Below are 17,015 nucleotides of genomic sequence, written 5' to 3' on the forward strand. Positions count from 1 at the left end.
TGAGGAAGAGCTTGTGGAAAAAGCCAAACGGGTGGTCTGGCGTCTGCTGGCTGCCAGCGTATGCGTAATGGCGGTAAGCCAGGCGGTGCATGCCGATTCACTGGATGAACAACGTAACCGCTATGCCCAGATTAAGCAGGCATGGGACAACAAGCAGATGGATACCGTGCAGGCGCTGATGCCGACGCTGAAGGATTATCCGCTGTATCCGTATCTGGAGTATCGTCAGATCACTGATGATCTCATGAATCAACCGACCGTCACCGTAAATAACTTCATTCAGGCGAACCCGACACTGCCGCCTGCGCGTACCCTGAAGTCCCGGTTTGTGAACGAGCTGGCCCGTCGCGAAGACTGGCGCGGCCTGCTGGCTTTCAGCCCGGATAAGCCGGGCGCGACGGAAGCGCAGTGTAATTACTATTATGCGAAATGGGCGACCGGTCAGCAGGAGGAAGCCTGGACCGGCGCGAAAGAGCTGTGGTTGACGGGCAAAAGCCAGCCAAACGCCTGTGACCCGCTGTTCAGCGCCTGGCGCGCCTCGGGCAAGCAGGATCCGCTCTCTTACCTGGAACGTATTCGCCTGGCGATGAAGGCCGGAAACACCCGGCTGGTTACCGTGCTGGCGGGCCAGATGCCCGCGGATTATCAGACCATTGCCTCTGCCGTTATCAGTCTGGCAAACGATCCCAATACCGTGCTGACGTTTGCGCGTACCACCGGCGCGACCGATTTTACCCGCCAGATGGCGGCGGTGGCCTTTGCCAGCGTGGCGCGTGAGGATGTGGAAAACGCCCGGCTGATGATCCCGCAGCTGGTGCAGGCCCAGCAGCTTAATGACGATCAAACCCAGGAACTGCGCGATATTGTGGCATGGCGACTGATGGGAACAGATGTCACCGACGAACAGGCGCGCTGGCGTGACGACGCGGTAATGCGTTCAAACTCTGTCTCGCTGGTGGAGCGTCGCGTGCGCATGGCGCTGGGAACGGGCGATCGTCGTGGCCTCAATACCTGGCTGGCGCGCCTGCCGATGGATGCTAAAGAGAAAGATGAATGGCGTTACTGGCAGGCGGACCTGCTGCTGGAGCGTGGTCGTGAAGACGAAGCCAAAGCGATCCTCCACTCCCTGATGCAGCAGCGCGGCTTCTACCCGATGGCGGCGGCGCAGCGTCTGGGCGAGGAGTACACCCTGAAGATCGACAAAGCGCCAGCCAACGCGAACCCGGCGCTGACGCAGGGTCCGGAAATGGCGCGCGTGCGCGAGCTGATGTACTGGAATCTGGATAATACCGCGCGCAGCGAATGGGCCAACCTGGTCACTAGCCGTACCACCGACGAGAAGGCGCAGCTTGCCCGCTATGCGTTTGATAATCGCTGGTGGGATCTGAGCGTGCAGGCGACGATCGCCGGCAAGCTGTGGGATCATCTCGAAGAGCGTTTCCCGCTGGCTTATAATGATCTGTTCGATCGCTACACCAGCGGCAAAGATATTCCGCAAAGCTACGCGATGGCCATTGCCCGTCAGGAAAGCGCCTGGAACCCGAAAGTGCGTTCACCGGTGGGGGCCAGCGGCCTGATGCAGATTATGCCGGGCACCGCGACGCACACGGTGAAGATGTTTAATATTCCAGGCTACAGCAGCCCGTCCCAGCTGCTGGATCCGGAGACCAACATCAACATCGGTACCAGCTACTTGCAGTACGTCTATCAGCAGTTCGGTAATAACCGCATCTTCGCGTCAGCGGCGTACAACGCCGGGCCAGGCCGCGTGCGGACATGGCTTGGTAACAGCGCAGGGCGACTCGACGCCGTGGCGTTCGTCGAGAGCATTCCGTTCTCGGAAACGCGCGGATATGTGAAGAACGTGCTGGCGTATGACGCCTACTATCGGCACTTCATGGGGGAGAAAGATGCCCTGATGAGCGATGCCGAGTGGCAGAGACGTTACTGATCGGCGCGGGTTGTGTTATGCTGTACTCGCTAATGAGTACAAGAGGCAGCATAACATGACCCAGCATTCCCCGTATTCCTCGGCCATGGCCGAACAGCGTCATCAGGAGTGGCTTCGTTTTGTGGAGTTGCTCCGCCAGTCTTACGACAAAGATCTGCATTTACCCTTGCTACAGCTGATGCTGACGCCAGACGAGCGTGAAGCGCTGGGTACACGGGTACGCATTATTGAGGAACTGCTGCGTGGCGAAATGAGCCAGCGTGAACTGAAAAACGAGCTGGGCGCGGGCATCGCGACGATTACCCGGGGTTCAAACAGCCTGAAGTCGGCGCCGGTTGAACTGCGTCAGTGGCTTGAAGCGGTATTGCTGAAAAACGCCGGATGACGGCTTCGCCTTATCCGGCCTACAAACTTAACGATAAATCGCGTTATGGAACGGACTTAACGCCAGAATAACGGCTTGGTGGTAAACGCTCGAACGGGTGAGCTTGCCCGCGGTAAAGACGCCAATCGCCCCCTCTTTACGACCAATCTCATCAATGCCGGTGTAGTGCGACATTACCGGCCCCAGCGCCTCACCCGCGCGGACTTTCTCCAGTATGACCTCCGGCAGCGGCAGCGTGGCTGAACGCGCTTCGCCGCGCTGTTCGCGGCTTTCGATGACAACCCAGCTGAAGGTCGCCCCTTCGTCGATACCTGCTTCAATCGCGACCCAGAAGTCAGCATCTGGCGCGGCGGCTTTTGCATTCGCCACGCGATTTCGTGCGCCAGCGCGTGTTTCCTCGCTGCCAAACGGCTGTTCCGGCACACCGCTCTCGACGCCGACGGCGTCAATATGGCAGGATCCTTCGCCGAAGATCTCTTCAAATGCCCTTAGAATTGCCTGAATTTTGGCAGGATTGGTGGTAGCAGAGACAACATGGTGCATAATTAAGCTCGATTTAAAAAATTCATCGCAGTATAACGGAAAAAAAGCATGTTACAGGTATACCTTGTTCGCCACGGTGAAACGCAGTGGAACGCCGAGCGACGTATTCAAGGCCAGTCAGACAGTCCTCTCACCGACAAAGGTGTGCAGCAAGCGTGGCAGGTGGCGGAGCGCGCCAGAACGCTGGGTATCACTCACGTCATCTCCAGTGATTTAGGCCGCACGCAGCAGACGGCACGCATCATCGCTGATGCCTGTGGCTGCGACGTGACCCTTGAACCGCGCCTGCGCGAGCTGGATATGGGCGTGCTGGAAAAACGCCCTATCGATACGCTGACGGAAACCGAAGAAGGCTGGCGTCGCACGCTGGTGAACGGCACTGAAGATGGTCGCATCCCTGAGGGGGAATCCATGCAGGAGCTGAGCGTGCGCATGCATGCCGCGCTGGCCGAGTGCCTGAAACTCCCGGCAGGTAGCCGACCGCTGCTGGTGAGCCACGGTATCGCGCTGGGTTGCCTGGTGAGTACCATTCTGGGGCTGCCAGCTTACGCCGAGCGCCGTTTGCGTCTGCGCAACTGTTCCATTTCCCGTATCGACTATCAGGAAAGTGCCTGGCTGGCATCGGGGTGGGTGGTTGAGATGGCAGGGGACATTTCGCATCTTGATGCCCCTGCACTGGATGAGTTGCAGCGTTAACGACGTACCGGAATCAGGAATTCCATACGCAGATTGATAGGGCCTTCTTCCGGTTTTGCATCTTGCGCCGGATAGTAGCGCTCAATGTCCTGACCTTTACGGCGATTCAGATTCAGCATTGGCATGCAGGTCCCGTAAACGGTCAGGATGAACTCCTGAACGCCCGTTCCTAACCCTTCGTATGAGAACATCACATACTCGCCGCCTTCCAGCACGACAGGCTTCGAGCCATGAATGTAACCGTTCGCCATGTCAGGCGTCAGCGCCGTGGTATAGAACACTTCCTGCTCGTCGTCTTTTTCCTGGCTTGGATACGTTTCGTTCAGGCCATACAGAATCGGCGGGATCGCCGGAGCGTGACTTAAAAATTCGCGCCAGAACTGAACGCGCATCTGATGGCGGAACTCGGAGATCTGCTCCAGGGAACAGGAGTAGCTCTGCGTGGTGCCGACCAGGTGCGTTTCCAGCAGGGTGATGATTTCATATTTTGGCATCGCAAACTCGCCCAGACGCAGCGGCGGACGCATACCAAAGGAGCTCCAGTCCGGCGAGCGGCGATAAAGCGCTGGCGTTAACGAGAACTGTTTTTTAAAGGCGCGAGTGAAGGTTTGCTGTGAATCGAAGCGATATTGCAGGGCAATATCCAGGATTGGTCGCGCGGTCAGGCGCAACGCGACAGCAGACTTTGATAAACGACGTGCGCGAATATAGGCACCGATAGCATGACCGGTGACATCCTTGAACATCCTTTGCAGATGCCACTTGGAATAGCCTGCTTTTGCCGCCACATTATCCAGTGACAAAGGCTGGTCGAGATGACCTTCCAGCCAGGTGAGCAGGTCGCGAATAATTCCAGCCTGATCCATATACTATCCTCATCCTTAAAACTGCCGCAGGTGCCTGTTTACAGGTTAGCGGATAATAGCATTTTTTGACGTTTTAGCATTCAGTGTTTTTTTTGCGCATAAATGCTTTTTGTGGTGATTTAAGTGCGGATATATTCTAATCCTGTGATCTTGCTACATTTTTATCTAACCTGTTGAATAATCGCTCAGCGTAATTTTTATGAATGGTAACAATATGAAATACAAGGTTTTAGTCTTTGCAGCACTGGCGCTGATGGCAGGGCGCGTGGCACAGGCGGAGCAAATTGGCTCCGTGGACACCGTGTTTAAAATGTTTGGGCCGGACCACAAAATTGTGGTTGAGGCCTTTGACGATCCGGACGTTAAAAACGTCACCTGCTATGTCAGCCGGGCGAAGACCGGCGGGATTAAAGGCGGCCTGGGGCTGGCTGAAGACACGTCTGACGCGGCCATCTCCTGCCAGCAGGTTGGTCCGGTGGAATTGAGTGACAAAATTAAAAACGGCAAAGCGCAGGGCGACGTTGTATTCCAGAAACGGACCTCGCTGGTGTTCAAAAAGCTACAGGTGGTCCGTTTTTATGACGCGAAGCGCAACACACTGGCTTATCTGGCTTATTCCGACAAAGTCGTGGAAGGCTCACCGAAAAACGCGATTAGCGCGGTGCCGATTATGCCGTGGCATTGATAAAAAAAACGGCGCAAAAGCGCCGTTTTTTACTGCGTGACGGGAGGATTACTCCTGGAGGTCACCGCAGAAACGATAGCCTTCACCATGGATCGTGGCGATGATTTCCGGCGTATCAGGCGTAGATTCGAAATGTTTACGAATACGACGGATGGTTACGTCAACGGTACGATCGTGTGGCTTCAACTCACGACCGGTCATTTTCTTCAGCAGTTCTGCACGGGACTGGATCTTGCCCGGGTTTTCGCAGAAGTGCAGCATCGCGCGGAATTCACTGCGCGGCAGTTTGTACTGCTCACCGTTCGGGCTAATCAGCGAACGGCTATTGATATCAAGTTCCCAGCCGTTGAATTTGTAGCTGTCGACGCTACGACGCTCTTCACTGACCGTACCCAGATTCATGGTGCGGGACAGCAGGTTGCGTGCACGAATGGTTAACTCGCGAGGGTTGAACGGCTTGGTGATGTAGTCATCCGCGCCGATTTCCAGACCAAGAATTTTATCAACCTCGTTGTCACGGCCTGTCAGGAACATCAACGCGACGTTCGCCTGTTCACGCAGTTCGCGCGCCAGAAGAAGCCCGTTTTTGCCCGGCAGATTGATATCCATAATCACCAGGTTGATATCATTTTCAGAAAGGATCTGATGCATCTCTGCGCCATCGGTCGCTTCAAAGACATCGTAGCCTTCTGCTTCGAAAATGCTCTTTAACGTGTTGCGTGTTACCAACTCGTCTTCAACGATAAGAATGTGCGGGGTCTGCATGTTTGCTACCTAAATTGCCAACTAAATCGAAACAGGAAGTACAAAAGTCCCTGACCTGCCTGATGCATGTCGCAAATTAACATGATCGGCTTAACGTGACTAAAGTACGTAATTGCGTTCTTGATGCACTTTCCATCAACGTCAACAACATCATTAGCTTGGTCGTGGGTACTTTCCCTTTGGACCCGACAGTGTCAAAAACGGCTGTCATCCTAACCATTTTAACAGCAACATAACAGGCTAAGTGACACCGGACACCCAATAAAACTACGCTTCGTTGACATATATCAAGTTCAATTGTAGCACGTTAACAGTTTGATGAAATCATCGTAGCTGAATGCTAGCCTTTGTCACAATTTTTCAATAAACCAACTAGTTGCGGACATTGATTGATAAACGGTACGAATCCAATCGGAAAAGAGTATTCATAAGGTCATTATCATTACAAAACATAAGGATAATGGACTTCTGTTAACATTCTAACTGATTGTTCAGCCACAAAATAGTTTAGCTTTTTTTAATTGTTATGAAACGCTATTTCGGTGATTTGTGTTGCAAAATTGTAAATTCGTGCTGCGTAATATGTTGAAGTGAATCACATTTTTACCTGCTAACTGATTAAAAAGAGAGCATAAATGCATCTGTCGATTGTGCTGGTGGCACCAGCAAGAGCTGAAAATATTGGCGCTGCGGCGCGTGCCATGAAGACCATGGGTTTTACCGATTTGCGTATCGTAGACAGCACGGCGCATCTGGAGCCTGCTGCGCGATGGGTGGCGCACGGTTCGGGTGATATTCTCGATAATATAACCACTTACGCTACGCTCGCTGAGGCGCTGCATGATATTTCGTTTACCGTCGCGACGACCGCGCGCAGCCGGGCGAAGTTTCATTATTACGCCACGCCTGCTGAACTGGTGCCAATACTGGAAGAAAAAAGCCAGTGGCTGGAGAAAGCCGCGCTGGTGTTTGGGCGAGAAGATTCCGGGCTAACTAACGAAGAACTGGAACTGGCTGACGTGCTGACGGGCGCGCCGATGGTGGCGGATTATCCGTCACTCAATCTGGGGCAGGCGGTGATGGTGTACTGCTATCAATTAGCATCCTTAATACAAATTTCTCAGCCGCCAGCGTCAGTAACGGATGAAAACCAGCTGGCGGCGCTGCGTATTCGTGCAGATAAGCTTCTCGAGCAACTGGGCGTCGCTGACGATCAAAAAATGGTGGACTGGTTACAGCAGCGCCTGGGGCGTCTTGAACAGCGCGACACGGCAATGCTGCACCGATTGCTTCATGATATTGAAAAAAAATTAGCCGAGTAAAATAGTGTCATAGGTTTTTATTATGGCCGATCCTGCTGATGTTTGGGGTTGCATCTGGGGTATTCCGATGAAAATAAATCTGCACGCAGCGGGACGTGAGAATGTCCCGAATTGTGATCAAATTAAAAATTCATTGACTTAAGGTGTCCGATCCTTTAACCCTAAAAGAATAGAGCACAGACAGATAATAATGACAGAGTACACAACATCCATGAAACGCATCAGCATCACCACCATTACTACAACCATCATCATTACCACAGGTAACGATGCGGGCTGACGCGTACAGGAAAAACAGAAAAAAGCCCGCACCTGAACAGTGCGGGCTTTTTTTTCGGCTAAAGGAAATGAGGTAGAACCATGCGAGTGTTGAAGTTCGGCGGTACATCAGTGGCAAATGCAGAGCGTTTTCTGCGTGTTGCCGATATCCTGGAAAGTAACGCCAGGCAGGGGCAGGTTGCTACCGTGCTCTCTGCCCCGGCAAAAATCACGAACCACCTGGTGGCGATGATTGAAAAAACCATCGGTGGCCAGGATGCACTTCCGAACATCAGCGACGCCGAGCGTATCTTCGCTGAACTGCTTCAGGGGCTGGCAGACGCCCAGCCTGGCTTCCCGCTGGCGCAGCTGAAAAGCACCGTGGAACTCGAATTTGCCCAGATTAAACATGTCCTTCACGGTATCAGCCTGCTGGGTCAATGCCCGGACAGCATCAACGCGGCGCTAATTTGCCGGGGTGAAAAACTCTCTATCGCCATCATGGCAGGCGTGCTGGAAGCGCGCGGTCACCACGTGACGGTCATCGATCCGGTTGAAAAACTGCTGGCTGTGGGACACTACCTTGAATCCACCGTCGACATTGCCGAGTCGACACGCCGCATTGCGGCGAGCAAAATCCCGTCTGACCACATGATCCTGATGGCAGGCTTCACCGCCGGTAACGAGAAGGGCGAACTGGTGGTGCTGGGGCGTAACGGCTCTGACTACTCCGCTGCCGTGCTGGCGGCCTGTTTACGTGCAGACTGTTGTGAGATCTGGACTGACGTTGATGGTGTATATACCTGTGACCCGCGCCAGGTGCCGGACGCCAGGCTGTTGAAGTCGATGTCGTACCAGGAAGCGATGGAGCTTTCCTACTTCGGCGCCAAAGTGCTTCACCCACGTACCATCTCCCCGATTGCCCAGTTCCAGATCCCTTGCCTGATTAAAAACACCGGTAATCCGCAGGCGCCGGGTACGCTGATTGGCGCCAGCGCTGATGAAGATGACCTGCCGGTAAAAGGCATTTCGAACCTTAATAACATGGCGATGTTCAGCGTCTCTGGCCCGGGTATGAAAGGTATGGTTGGCATGGCGGCACGCGTGTTTGCGGCCATGTCCCGTAATGGGATCTCCGTGGTGCTGATCACGCAGTCTTCTTCCGAATACAGCATCAGCTTCTGCGTCCCGCAGGGCGATTGCCTGCGCGCCCGTCACGCGCTGGAAGAAGAGTTCTACCTGGAGCTGAAAGAAGAGCTGCTGGAGCCGCTCTCTATTCAGGAGCGTCTGGCCGTGATCTCCGTGGTAGGCGACGGCATGCGCACCCTGCGCGGAATCTCCGCCAAATTCTTTGCCGCCCTGGCGCGGGCCAATATCAATATCGTGGCGATTGCCCAGGGCTCATCAGAGCGTTCAATTTCCGTTGTCGTGGATAACGATGACGCCACTACCGGCGTGCGCGTGGTGCATCAGATGCTGTTCAACACCGACCAGGTGATTGAGCTGTTCCTGGTGGGCGTCGGCGGCGTCGGCGGCGCGCTGCTGGAGCAGGTAAAGCGCCAGCAGGAGTGGCTTAAGAAGAAACATATCGATTTGCGCGTCTGCGGAATTGCGAACTCGAAAGCGTTGCTGACTAACGTCCACGGTCTGAACCTGGAAAACTGGCAGGCGGAACTGGAAGAGGCGAAAGAGCCGTTCAACCTGGGTCGTCTGATCCGTCTGGTGAAAGAGTATCACCTGCTTAACCCGGTGATCGTCGACTGTACCTCCAGCCAGGCGGTGGCCGATCAGTACGCGGATTTCCTGCGCGAAGGTTTCCATGTGGTGACGCCGAACAAAAAGGCCAACACCTCGTCGATGGATTACTATCACCAGCTGCGTCTGGCGGCGAGCAAGTCGCGCCGCAAGTTTCTGTATGACACCAACGTGGGCGCAGGCCTGCCGGTCATCGAGAACCTGCAAAACCTGCTGAACGCGGGCGACGAACTACAGCGTTTCTCCGGCATCCTCTCCGGCTCCCTGTCGTTTATCTTCGGCAAGCTGGACGAAGGGATGAGCCTGTCGGAAGCCACCCGCGCCGCGCGCGAGCTGGGCTACACCGAGCCGGATCCGCGCGACGACCTCTCCGGTATGGATGTGGCGCGTAAGCTGCTGATCCTGGTGCGCGAAACCGGCCGCGAGCTGGAGCTTTCGGATATCGTGATTGAGCCGGTGCTGCCAGCAGAATTTGATGACAGCGGCGACGTCAGCGCTTTTATGGCCAGGTTACCGCAGCTTGACGACGCCTTTGCCGCCCGCGTTGCGAAAGCCCGTGATGAAGGTAAGGTATTGCGCTATGTTGGCAATATTGAAGAAGACGGCGTCTGCCGCGTGAAGATTGCCGAAGTGGATGGCAACGATCCGCTGTACAAGGTGAAAAACGGCGAGAACGCCCTGGCGTTCTACAGCCATTATTATCAGCCACTGCCGCTGGTACTTCGCGGCTATGGCGCAGGGAATGATGTGACGGCGGCGGGCGTGTTTGCCGATCTGCTGCGTACCCTGTCATGGAAGTTAGGAGTTTAAGATGGTTAAAGTATATGCCCCGGCTTCCAGCGCCAATATGAGCGTCGGATTTGACGTGCTGGGCGCGGCGGTTACGCCGGTGGATGGTTCGCTGCTGGGCGATACGGTAACGGTTGAGGCGGCAGAGCGCTTTAGCCTGAATAACGTCGGCCGTTTTGCCAGCAAGCTGCCGCCTGAACCGCGTGAGAATATCGTTTATCAGTGCTGGGAACGCTTCTGTCAGGAGATCGGTAAAAACGTGCCGGTCGCCATGACGCTGGAAAAGAGCATGCCGATTGGTTCGGGACTCGGCTCCAGCGCCTGCTCGGTGGTCGCCGCGCTGGTGGCGATGAATGAGCACTGCGGCAAGCCGCTGAACAACAGCCGCCTGCTGGCGCTGATGGGCGAGCTGGAAGGGCGCATCTCCGGCAGCATTCATTATGATAACGTGGCGCCGTGCTTCCTTGGCGGCATGCAGCTGATGATTGAAGAAAATGGCATCATCAGCCAGCAGGTGCCAGGGTTTGATGAGTGGCTGTGGGTGCTTGCCTATCCGGGCATTAAGGTTTCTACCGCAGAAGCGCGTGCGATCCTGCCGGCGCAGTATCGTCGTCAGGACTGTATCGCCCACGGGCGTCATCTGGCGGGCTTTATTCATGCCTGCTATACCCGACAGCCGCAGCTGGCGGCGAAACTGATGAAAGACGTTATTGCCGAGCCGTATCGCACGAAGCTGCTGCCGGGCTTTAACGAAGCGCGACAGGCATCCATGGATATCGGCGCACAGGCGTGCGGCATCTCCGGCTCCGGCCCAACGCTGTTCGCCTTATGCGACAAGCCAGACACCGCGCAGCGCGTGGCGGACTGGCTCTCTAAACACTACCTGCAAAATCAGGAAGGCTTTGTTCATATTTGCCGTCTGGACACGGCTGGCGCACGAGTACTGGGATAACGAATGAAACTCTACAACCTTAAAGATCATAACGAGCAGGTCAGCTTTGCGCAGGCGGTAACGCAGGGTTTGGGCAAAAATCAGGGGCTGTTCTTCCCCCACGACCTGCCGGAATTTCAACTGACTGAAATCGATGAACTGCTTAAGCAGGACTTTGTCACCCGCAGCACCAAAATTCTGTCTGCGTTTATTGGCGACGAAATCCCGCAGGAGCTGCTCGAAGAGCGCGTGCGCGCGGCGTTTGCTTTCCCGGCCCCGGTGAAGCAGGTGGAGCCTGACGTTGGCTGCCTGGAGCTGTTCCACGGCCCGACGCTGGCGTTCAAAGATTTCGGCGGTCGCTTCATGGCGCAGATGCTGACCCACATCAGCGGCGACAAACCGGTGACCATCCTGACCGCGACCTCAGGTGATACCGGTGCGGCGGTGGCTCATGCGTTCTACGGCCTGAAAAACGTCCGCGTGGTGATCCTCTATCCGAAAGGCAAAATCAGCCCGCTTCAGGAAAAACTGTTCTGCACTCTTGGGGGCAACATTGAAACCGTGGCGATCGACGGCGATTTCGATGCCTGCCAGGCGCTGGTGAAGCAGGCCTTTGATGACGAAGAGCTGAAGGCGGCGCTGGGGCTGAACTCTGCCAACTCCATCAACATCAGCCGTCTGCTGGCGCAGATCTGCTACTACTTCGAAGCGGTGGCCCAGCTGCCGCAGGACGCGCGCAATCAGCTGGTAGTTTCCGTGCCAAGCGGGAACTTCGGCGATCTGACGGCGGGCCTGCTGGCGAAATCACTCGGCCTGCCGGTGAAGCGCTTTATCGCCGCTACCAACGCCAACGACACCGTGCCGCGTTTCCTGAAGGACGGAAAATGGGCGCCGAACGCGACGCAGGCCACGCTCTCCAATGCGATGGATGTGTCACAGCCTAACAACTGGCCGCGTGTGGAAGAGCTGTTCCGCCGTAAGGTCTGGCGTCTGGGCGACCTGGGCTACGCAGCGGTGACGGACGAAACCACGAAAGCCACCATGCGCGAGCTGAAAGCGGTGGGCTATACCTCTGAGCCGCACGCGGCGATTGCCTATCGTGCCCTGCGCGATCAGCTTCAACCGGGTGAGTATGGCCTGTTCCTCGGTACCGCCCATCCGGCCAAGTTCAAAGAGAGCGTGGAAGCGATCCTGGGTGAAACGCTGCCGCTGCCAAAAGAGCTGGCCGAGCGCGCCGACCTGCCGTTGCTGTCCCATGAGCTGCCCGCAGACTTTGCCGCACTGCGTAAGCTGATGATGACCCGAGCGTGAGTTTATTGCCCGGTGGCGGCTACGCCTTACCGGGCCTGGAACATTTCAGAAAGTAGGCCGGGTAAGGCGAAGCCGCCACCCGGCTTTTTTATGGAGAAAATAAGGAGAAAAATAGCAGGAAAAAAGCAGAAATTCCCAATAAATGCGGTCACTTAGGGTTTAGGATTGCAGAGAATAACATCCACCGTTCCCATCACGTACTCTCCTTACATCGGCCCACGTTGGGCAAGAAGAATAAGGAGTCACCTATGTCTACACTGAAACCTGCACTTATCGCGCTTTCACTGATGCTGGTCGCTCCCATGGCGGTGCAGGCAGCTGAGATCACCCTCGTCCCTGCGGTAAAACTGCAAATTGGCGATCGGGATAATAACGGACACTACTGGGATGGCGGCCGCTGGCGCGACCATGACTGGTGGAAAGCGCACTATGACTGGCGCGATAACCACTGGCGTCCGCACGATGAACATCGCGATCGTCACGATCATCACCGTCATGACGATCATCGCCCGGGGCCGGACCGGAAGCACCATTAACACAAACCCCGCCAGCTGGCGGGGTTGTCTTTTATTGCTCGTGACGCTTAAACACCAGCTCGTTTTTTCCTGACGATGCCTCGTCGAAGAAATACCCTTCACTGTTAAAGCCAGTGAGCTGCTCTGGCTTCGTCAGGCGGTTTTGAATGATGAAGCGGCTCATCAGACCGCGCGCTTTTTTGGCGTAGAAGCTGATCACTTTAAATTTGCCGTTTTTCTCGTCGAGGAACACCGGCTTGATAATGTCCGCATCCAGCTTTTTCGGCTTCACCGATTTGAAGTACTCATCGGAGGCCAGGTTGATCACCACGTTGTCCCCCTGGGCTTGCAGCGCCGCGTTAAGCTTATCGGTAATGACATCGCCCCAGAACTGGTACAGATCTTTGCCTTTGGCATTTTCCAGGCGGATACCCATCTCCAGACGATACGGCTGCATCAGATCCAGCGGGCGCAGCACCCCGTACAGGCCGGATAACATGCGCAGATGCTGCTGGGCAAAATCGAAATCGGCTTCGCTAAACGTTTCTGCTTGCAGGCCAGTGTAGACGTCACCTTTGAAGGCCAACAGCGCCTGGCGGGCGTTAGCGGGCGTGAAGTCAGGCTGCCACTCGTGAAAACGGGTGGCGTTCAGGTCGGCGAGTTTATCACTGATGCTCATCAGCGAAGCGATTTGCGGAGCCGAAAGCTTACGCGCCTCGTGGATCAGCTGTTGCGAGTAGTCCAGCAATTCCGGCTGGGTATAACGCTCAGTGGCGAGCGGGCTCTGGTAGTCGAGCGTTTTGGCAGGTGAAATCAGAATCAGCATATCCAGTCCTTGCAGGAAATTTAGAGCGACTTTAACAAAAAATCGCCCTGAATTGATCGATAGCTGTTATTGCCGCGGCAAATCATCCCAGGTGCCAGGGGCAATTTGTGATTCGATTTCGGGATAGCGTGAGGCGTCAAAGACGGGCTGTACGCCGAGCTTGCGCTGACGCAGATAATCGCGCGCGATCAGCGCCACAACCGGTGAAAGAAGCAAAATTGCCGTCAAATTGGTGATGGCCATCAGCGCCATAATGACATCCGCCAGTTGCCAGATCATCGGCATGCTGAGCAGGCAACCGACAAATACCATCGCCAGCACACCCGCGCGAAGGATGTTGCGGGCCAGACGCGAGTCAACTTTCAGGAAAATAAGGTTGTTCTCGGCATAGATATAGTTCACCACAATAGAACTGAAGGCAAAAAGCCCCACGACAAGGGCGACAAGGCCTGCGCCCCAACCGCCGACGAGGGAGACCAGCGCCTGTTGTACCCAGTGAATGCCTGCTGTACTGCCGGATGGATGTTCAACGGCGCCGGACAGCAACATTATCATCGCACTGGCGGAGCAGATAACAATGGTGTCTGTGAAGACGCCAATCATCTGTACAATGCCCTGCGCGGCGGGATGCGGGGGCCAGGATGCGGCCGCTGCGGCGGCATTCGGCGTGGAGCCCATTCCCGCTTCGTTGGAGAACATGCCTCGCTGAAAACCCGCAGTGAGAGCCTGGCTAAGGGTGTAACCCAGCGCGCCGGAAGCCGCTTCGCGCCAGCCGAACGCGCTTTGGAAAATGGTGACGATGACGTTCGGCACTTCGTCGATATGTATCGCGCATACCAACAGGCTGGTTGACACCCACAGCAGCGCCATCAGCGGAACCAGCCACTGCATCAGGCGGGCTACCCCTCTCAGCCCGGTCACAATGGTCAGCAGGGTGAGAAGGGCAAGCGCGCTGCCCGTCAGCCACTCCGGACAATTGAAGGCAAAGCGCAGCGCGTGGGCGACGGAATTAGCCTGAACGGTATTGAAAATAAGACCATAGGCCATCAGTAAAAAGATTGAGAACAGGACGCCCATCCAGCGCATTCCCAGTCCGCGAGCCATATACCAGGCGGGGCCGCCGCGAAATTGACCGTTGCCGTCTTTTTCTTTGTAGAGCTGCGCAAGCGAGCATTCAGCAAAGGAGGTGGCCATACCGATAATCGCCGTCACCCACATCCAGAATACCGCGCCCGGACCGCCCGCGCCGATTGCCAGCGCGACACCGGCCAGGTTACCGCTGCCGACGCGCGCGGCCAGGCTGGTACAGAGCGCCTGAAATGAGGTCAGGCCGCCCGGCTGTGGTGTGACGCTGTTTTTCAGACTTCTGCCAAATTTGCGAATATAGCGAAACTGAATCAGTCCGCTGCGCCACGTAAACCAGATACCTGCCCCTGAAAGCAGGTATATCATGATTGAACCCCAGAGAACTTCGTTAATAAAGAAAAAGAAATCAGGCACTAACGTCCCTCTTGTTGATGCCAACGTGAATATGTAAGCGCTACCACTGATTGTGCATGCTGTTACTTAGCAGCCTGTTAATATTCTGAGTTTATCATACTCTGCCTAAGCGCACTGTCTGCGGTTGCGCTGCCTCTCACTCGTGTTATCATCAGGGCAGACCGGTTACATCCCCCTAACAAGTAAACCTGTCATTTTTCCGCTGCTGGCAGGCTGTCGGTAGTGTGAATTATCCAGGGAACGTTAAAAGAGAAACACTATCATGACGGATAAATTGACCTCCCTTCGTCAGTTCACCACTGTCGTCGCTGACACCGGAGATATTGCGGCAATGAAGCTGTACCAGCCGCAGGATGCTACAACCAACCCTTCTCTGATCCTTAACGCCGCGCAGATCCCTGAGTATCGCAAACTGATCGACGAGGCGGTGACCTGGGCAAAAGCACAGAGCAATGACCGCGCGCAGCAGGTTGTGGATGCGACTGACAAACTGGCAGTAAACATCGGTCTGGAAATCCTGAAGCTCGTTCCTGGCCGTATCTCTACTGAAGTTGATGCTCGCTTGTCCTACGACACCGAAGCGTCTGTTGCCAAAGCAAAACGCCTGATCAAACTGTACAACGATGCGGGCATCAGCAACGACCGTATCCTGATCAAACTGGCCTCTACCTGGCAGGGCATTCGCGCCGCTGAACAGCTGGAAAAAGAAGGGATCAACTGTAACCTGACTCTGCTGTTCTCCTTCGCACAGGCGCGTGCATGTGCCGAAGCTGGCGTATACCTGATTTCTCCGTTTGTGGGCCGTATTCTGGACTGGTACAAAGCCAACACCGACAAGAAAGAGTATGCGGCGTCTGAAGATCCAGGCGTGATTTCCGTGACAGAAATCTACGAATACTACAAACAGCACGGCTATGAGACCGTTGTTATGGGCGCAAGCTTCCGTAACGTCGGTGAAATCATTGAGCTGGCTGGCTGTGACCGCCTGACCATCGCCCCTGCGCTGCTGAAAGAGCTGGCAGAAAGCGAAGGTGCTATCGAGCGTAAACTGTCCTACACCGGCGAAGTGAAAGCGCGCCCAGAGCGCATCACCGAATCCGAGTTCCTGTGGCAGCACAACCAGGATCCAATGGCCGTAGATAAACTGGCAGACGGTATCCGTAAGTTTGCTATCGACCAGGAAAAACTGGAAAAAATGATCGGCGACCTGCTGTAATCATTCTGCGTGACCGGGTTCCCGGTCACGCCTCTTTCCCCCGCCTCTGTCTGAATTTTCTCTCTGCGTGTATCATTCCCTTTAATCAGTACTTTTTGAATGGAATGGATATGAATACCTTACGCATCGGCTTAGTGTCGATTTCTGACCGCGCCTCCAGCGGTGTTTATCAGGATAAAGGCATCCCTGCTCTGGAAGCGTGGCTGGGCAGCGCGCTCACTACCCCGTTTGAGATCCAGACTCGCCTGATCCCGGACGAGCAGCCGATCATCGAGCAGACCCTGTGTGAGCTGGTGGATGAGATGAGCTGCCACCTTGTGCTGACGACGGGCGGAACCGGCCCCGCGCGCCGCGATGTAACGCCGGACGCGACGCTGGCTATCGCCGATCGTGAAATGCCGGGCTTCGGTGAACAGATGCGCCAGATCAGTCTACACTTTGTCCCGACGGCCATTCTTTCCCGTCAGGTCGGGGTGATCCGCAAACAGGCGCTGATCCTGAACCTGCCGGGGCAGCCGAAGTCGATAAAAGAAACGCTGGAAGGAGTAAAAGCCGAAGACGGGACCGTTATCGTCCACGGTATCTTTGCAAGTGTACCGTATTGTATACAACTGCTTGACGGTCCGTACGTGGAAACTGACGGCAACGTGGTAGCAGCATTTCGCCCTAAAAGCGCTCGCCGCGAAACAATCTCCTGAAAA

General features: G+C 55.4%; 18 protein-coding genes and 1 other annotated feature. Of the genes, 13 read left to right on the forward strand and 5 right to left on the reverse strand.

All coding sequences use genetic code 11. From position 1 onward, the window contains the following. The first annotated feature begins 13 nt into the window (after nt 1-13). Nucleotides 14-1,951: a murein transglycosylase gene (gene sltY / locus ACQG2Q_RS03185; RefSeq protein WP_063849739.1), complete on the forward strand. Its 1,938-nt coding sequence runs from the start codon at nt 14-16 to the stop codon at nt 1,949-1,951. A 55-nt stretch (nt 1,952-2,006) separates the two neighbouring features. Next, nucleotides 2,007-2,336: a trp operon repressor gene (gene trpR, locus ACQG2Q_RS03190; RefSeq protein WP_003856511.1), complete on the forward strand. Its 330-nt coding sequence runs from the start codon at nt 2,007-2,009 to the stop codon at nt 2,334-2,336. Between the two features lie 27 nt (nt 2,337-2,363). Here the strand turns inward: trpR and yjjX are convergent, their stop codons facing one another. Further along, the gene (gene yjjX / locus ACQG2Q_RS03195; protein ID WP_022646994.1) at nt 2,364-2,879 is read right to left on the reverse strand and encodes an inosine/xanthosine triphosphatase; all 516 of its coding nucleotides are present in this window, start codon (nt 2,877-2,879) and stop codon (nt 2,364-2,366) included. A gap of 48 nt (nt 2,880-2,927) precedes the next feature. On the opposite strand from yjjX, the gene gpmB reads away from it, so the two are divergent. Then, nucleotides 2,928-3,575: a 2,3-diphosphoglycerate-dependent phosphoglycerate mutase GpmB gene (gene gpmB / locus ACQG2Q_RS03200; protein WP_006810187.1), complete on the forward strand. Its 648-nt coding sequence runs from the start codon at nt 2,928-2,930 to the stop codon at nt 3,573-3,575. Here the strand turns inward: gpmB and robA are convergent. Further along, entirely contained in the window at nt 3,572-4,441 is an 870-nt protein-coding gene (gene robA, locus ACQG2Q_RS03205; protein WP_063849740.1) for an MDR efflux pump AcrAB transcriptional activator RobA, read from the reverse strand. The genes gpmB and robA overlap by 4 nt on opposite strands. 214 nt (nt 4,442-4,655) lie before the next feature. On the opposite strand from robA, the gene creA reads away from it, so the two are divergent. After that, nucleotides 4,656-5,126: a protein CreA gene (creA, locus tag ACQG2Q_RS03210; RefSeq protein WP_003856503.1), complete on the forward strand. Its 471-nt coding sequence runs from the start codon at nt 4,656-4,658 to the stop codon at nt 5,124-5,126. 48 nt (nt 5,127-5,174) lie between these two features. Here the strand turns inward: creA and arcA are convergent, their stop codons facing one another. Beyond that, nucleotides 5,175-5,891, reverse strand: coding sequence for a two-component system response regulator ArcA (gene arcA, locus ACQG2Q_RS03215; protein ID WP_003856501.1), 717 nt, complete (start codon nt 5,889-5,891; stop codon nt 5,175-5,177). Between the two features lie 95 nt (nt 5,892-5,986). Here arcA and yjjY point away from each other — a divergent pair, with 95 nt between their 5' ends. The 7 genes from yjjY (at nt 5,987) to ACQG2Q_RS03250 (ending at nt 12,793) form a co-directional block, all read left to right on the forward strand. Further along, the gene (yjjY, locus tag ACQG2Q_RS03220; RefSeq protein ID WP_001541509.1) at nt 5,987-6,127 is read left to right on the forward strand and encodes a protein YjjY; all 141 of its coding nucleotides are present in this window, start codon (nt 5,987-5,989) and stop codon (nt 6,125-6,127) included. Nucleotides 6,128-6,526: 399 nt separating this feature from the next. Beyond that, complete coding sequence (locus ACQG2Q_RS03225) at nt 6,527-7,213, forward strand: tRNA/rRNA methyltransferase (RefSeq protein ID WP_022646996.1); 687 nt, start codon at nt 6,527-6,529, stop codon at nt 7,211-7,213. 211 nt (nt 7,214-7,424) lie between these two features. Next, a complete protein-coding gene (thrL, locus tag ACQG2Q_RS03230; protein WP_015572623.1) occupies nt 7,425-7,493 on the forward strand; it encodes a thr operon leader peptide in 69 nt (22 codons plus the stop codon). Then, nucleotides 7,432-7,549 (forward strand) — a sequence feature (Thr leader region). It overlaps the preceding gene by 62 nt. A gap of 24 nt (nt 7,550-7,573) precedes the next feature. Further along, a complete protein-coding gene (thrA, locus tag ACQG2Q_RS03235; protein ID WP_063849741.1) occupies nt 7,574-10,036 on the forward strand; it encodes a bifunctional aspartate kinase/homoserine dehydrogenase I in 2,463 nt (820 codons plus the stop codon). 1 nt (nt 10,037) lies between these two features. Continuing rightward, entirely contained in the window at nt 10,038-10,967 is a 930-nt protein-coding gene (gene thrB / locus ACQG2Q_RS03240) for a homoserine kinase (RefSeq protein WP_023299286.1), read from the forward strand. A gap of 3 nt (nt 10,968-10,970) precedes the next feature. Beyond that, a complete protein-coding gene (thrC, locus tag ACQG2Q_RS03245) occupies nt 10,971-12,257 on the forward strand; it encodes a threonine synthase (protein ID WP_003856490.1) in 1,287 nt (428 codons plus the stop codon). 248 nt (nt 12,258-12,505) lie between these two features. Beyond that, entirely contained in the window at nt 12,506-12,793 is a 288-nt protein-coding gene (locus tag ACQG2Q_RS03250; protein WP_022646999.1) for a DUF2502 domain-containing protein, read from the forward strand. A 31-nt stretch (nt 12,794-12,824) separates the two neighbouring features. Here the strand turns inward: ACQG2Q_RS03250 and yaaA are convergent, their stop codons facing one another. Next, on the reverse strand, nt 12,825-13,598 hold the full coding sequence (gene yaaA / locus ACQG2Q_RS03255; protein ID WP_022650381.1) for a peroxide stress protein YaaA: 774 nt from the start codon (nt 13,596-13,598) through the stop codon (nt 12,825-12,827). Nucleotides 13,599-13,664: 66 nt separating this feature from the next. Continuing rightward, entirely contained in the window at nt 13,665-15,098 is a 1,434-nt protein-coding gene (locus ACQG2Q_RS03260) for an alanine/glycine:cation symporter family protein (protein WP_023299289.1), read from the reverse strand. 262 nt (nt 15,099-15,360) lie between these two features. On the opposite strand from ACQG2Q_RS03260, the gene tal reads away from it, so the two are divergent. After that, nucleotides 15,361-16,314: a transaldolase gene (gene tal, locus ACQG2Q_RS03265; RefSeq protein ID WP_063849742.1), complete on the forward strand. Its 954-nt coding sequence runs from the start codon at nt 15,361-15,363 to the stop codon at nt 16,312-16,314. A gap of 110 nt (nt 16,315-16,424) precedes the next feature. After that, complete coding sequence (gene mog, locus ACQG2Q_RS03270) at nt 16,425-17,012, forward strand: molybdopterin adenylyltransferase (RefSeq protein ID WP_426759059.1); 588 nt, start codon at nt 16,425-16,427, stop codon at nt 17,010-17,012. Nucleotides 17,013-17,015 lie beyond the last annotated feature (3 nt).

Origin of the sequence: Enterobacter cloacae complex sp. 370H10, from assembly GCF_050031535.1 — a bacterium.
Classification (GTDB): domain Bacteria; phylum Pseudomonadota; class Gammaproteobacteria; order Enterobacterales; family Enterobacteriaceae; genus Enterobacter; species Enterobacter intestinihominis.

What these genes read in the sequence shown, in the direction of transcription:
- robA (WP_063849740.1), bottom strand. Translation starts at nt 4,441, where the DNA reads ATGGATCAGGCTGGAATTATTCGCGACCTGCTCACCTGGCTGGAAGGT.
- yjjX (WP_022646994.1), bottom strand. Translation starts at nt 2,879, where the DNA reads ATGCACCATGTTGTCTCTGCTACCACCAATCCTGCCAAAATTCAGGCA.
- trpR (WP_003856511.1), top strand. Translation starts at nt 2,007, where the DNA reads ATGACCCAGCATTCCCCGTATTCCTCGGCCATGGCCGAACAGCGTCAT.
- thrB (WP_023299286.1), top strand. Translation starts at nt 10,038, where the DNA reads ATGGTTAAAGTATATGCCCCGGCTTCCAGCGCCAATATGAGCGTCGGA.
- thrC (WP_003856490.1), top strand. Translation starts at nt 10,971, where the DNA reads ATGAAACTCTACAACCTTAAAGATCATAACGAGCAGGTCAGCTTTGCG.
- thrA (WP_063849741.1), top strand. Translation starts at nt 7,574, where the DNA reads ATGCGAGTGTTGAAGTTCGGCGGTACATCAGTGGCAAATGCAGAGCGT.
- ACQG2Q_RS03250 (WP_022646999.1), top strand. Translation starts at nt 12,506, where the DNA reads ATGTCTACACTGAAACCTGCACTTATCGCGCTTTCACTGATGCTGGTC.
- creA (WP_003856503.1), top strand. Translation starts at nt 4,656, where the DNA reads ATGAAATACAAGGTTTTAGTCTTTGCAGCACTGGCGCTGATGGCAGGG.
- ACQG2Q_RS03225 (WP_022646996.1), top strand. Translation starts at nt 6,527, where the DNA reads ATGCATCTGTCGATTGTGCTGGTGGCACCAGCAAGAGCTGAAAATATT.
- tal (WP_063849742.1), top strand. Translation starts at nt 15,361, where the DNA reads ATGACGGATAAATTGACCTCCCTTCGTCAGTTCACCACTGTCGTCGCT.
- mog (WP_426759059.1), top strand. Translation starts at nt 16,425, where the DNA reads ATGAATACCTTACGCATCGGCTTAGTGTCGATTTCTGACCGCGCCTCC.
- arcA (WP_003856501.1), bottom strand. Translation starts at nt 5,891, where the DNA reads ATGCAGACCCCGCACATTCTTATCGTTGAAGACGAGTTGGTAACACGC.
- yaaA (WP_022650381.1), bottom strand. Translation starts at nt 13,598, where the DNA reads ATGCTGATTCTGATTTCACCTGCCAAAACGCTCGACTACCAGAGCCCG.
- gpmB (WP_006810187.1), top strand. Translation starts at nt 2,928, where the DNA reads ATGTTACAGGTATACCTTGTTCGCCACGGTGAAACGCAGTGGAACGCC.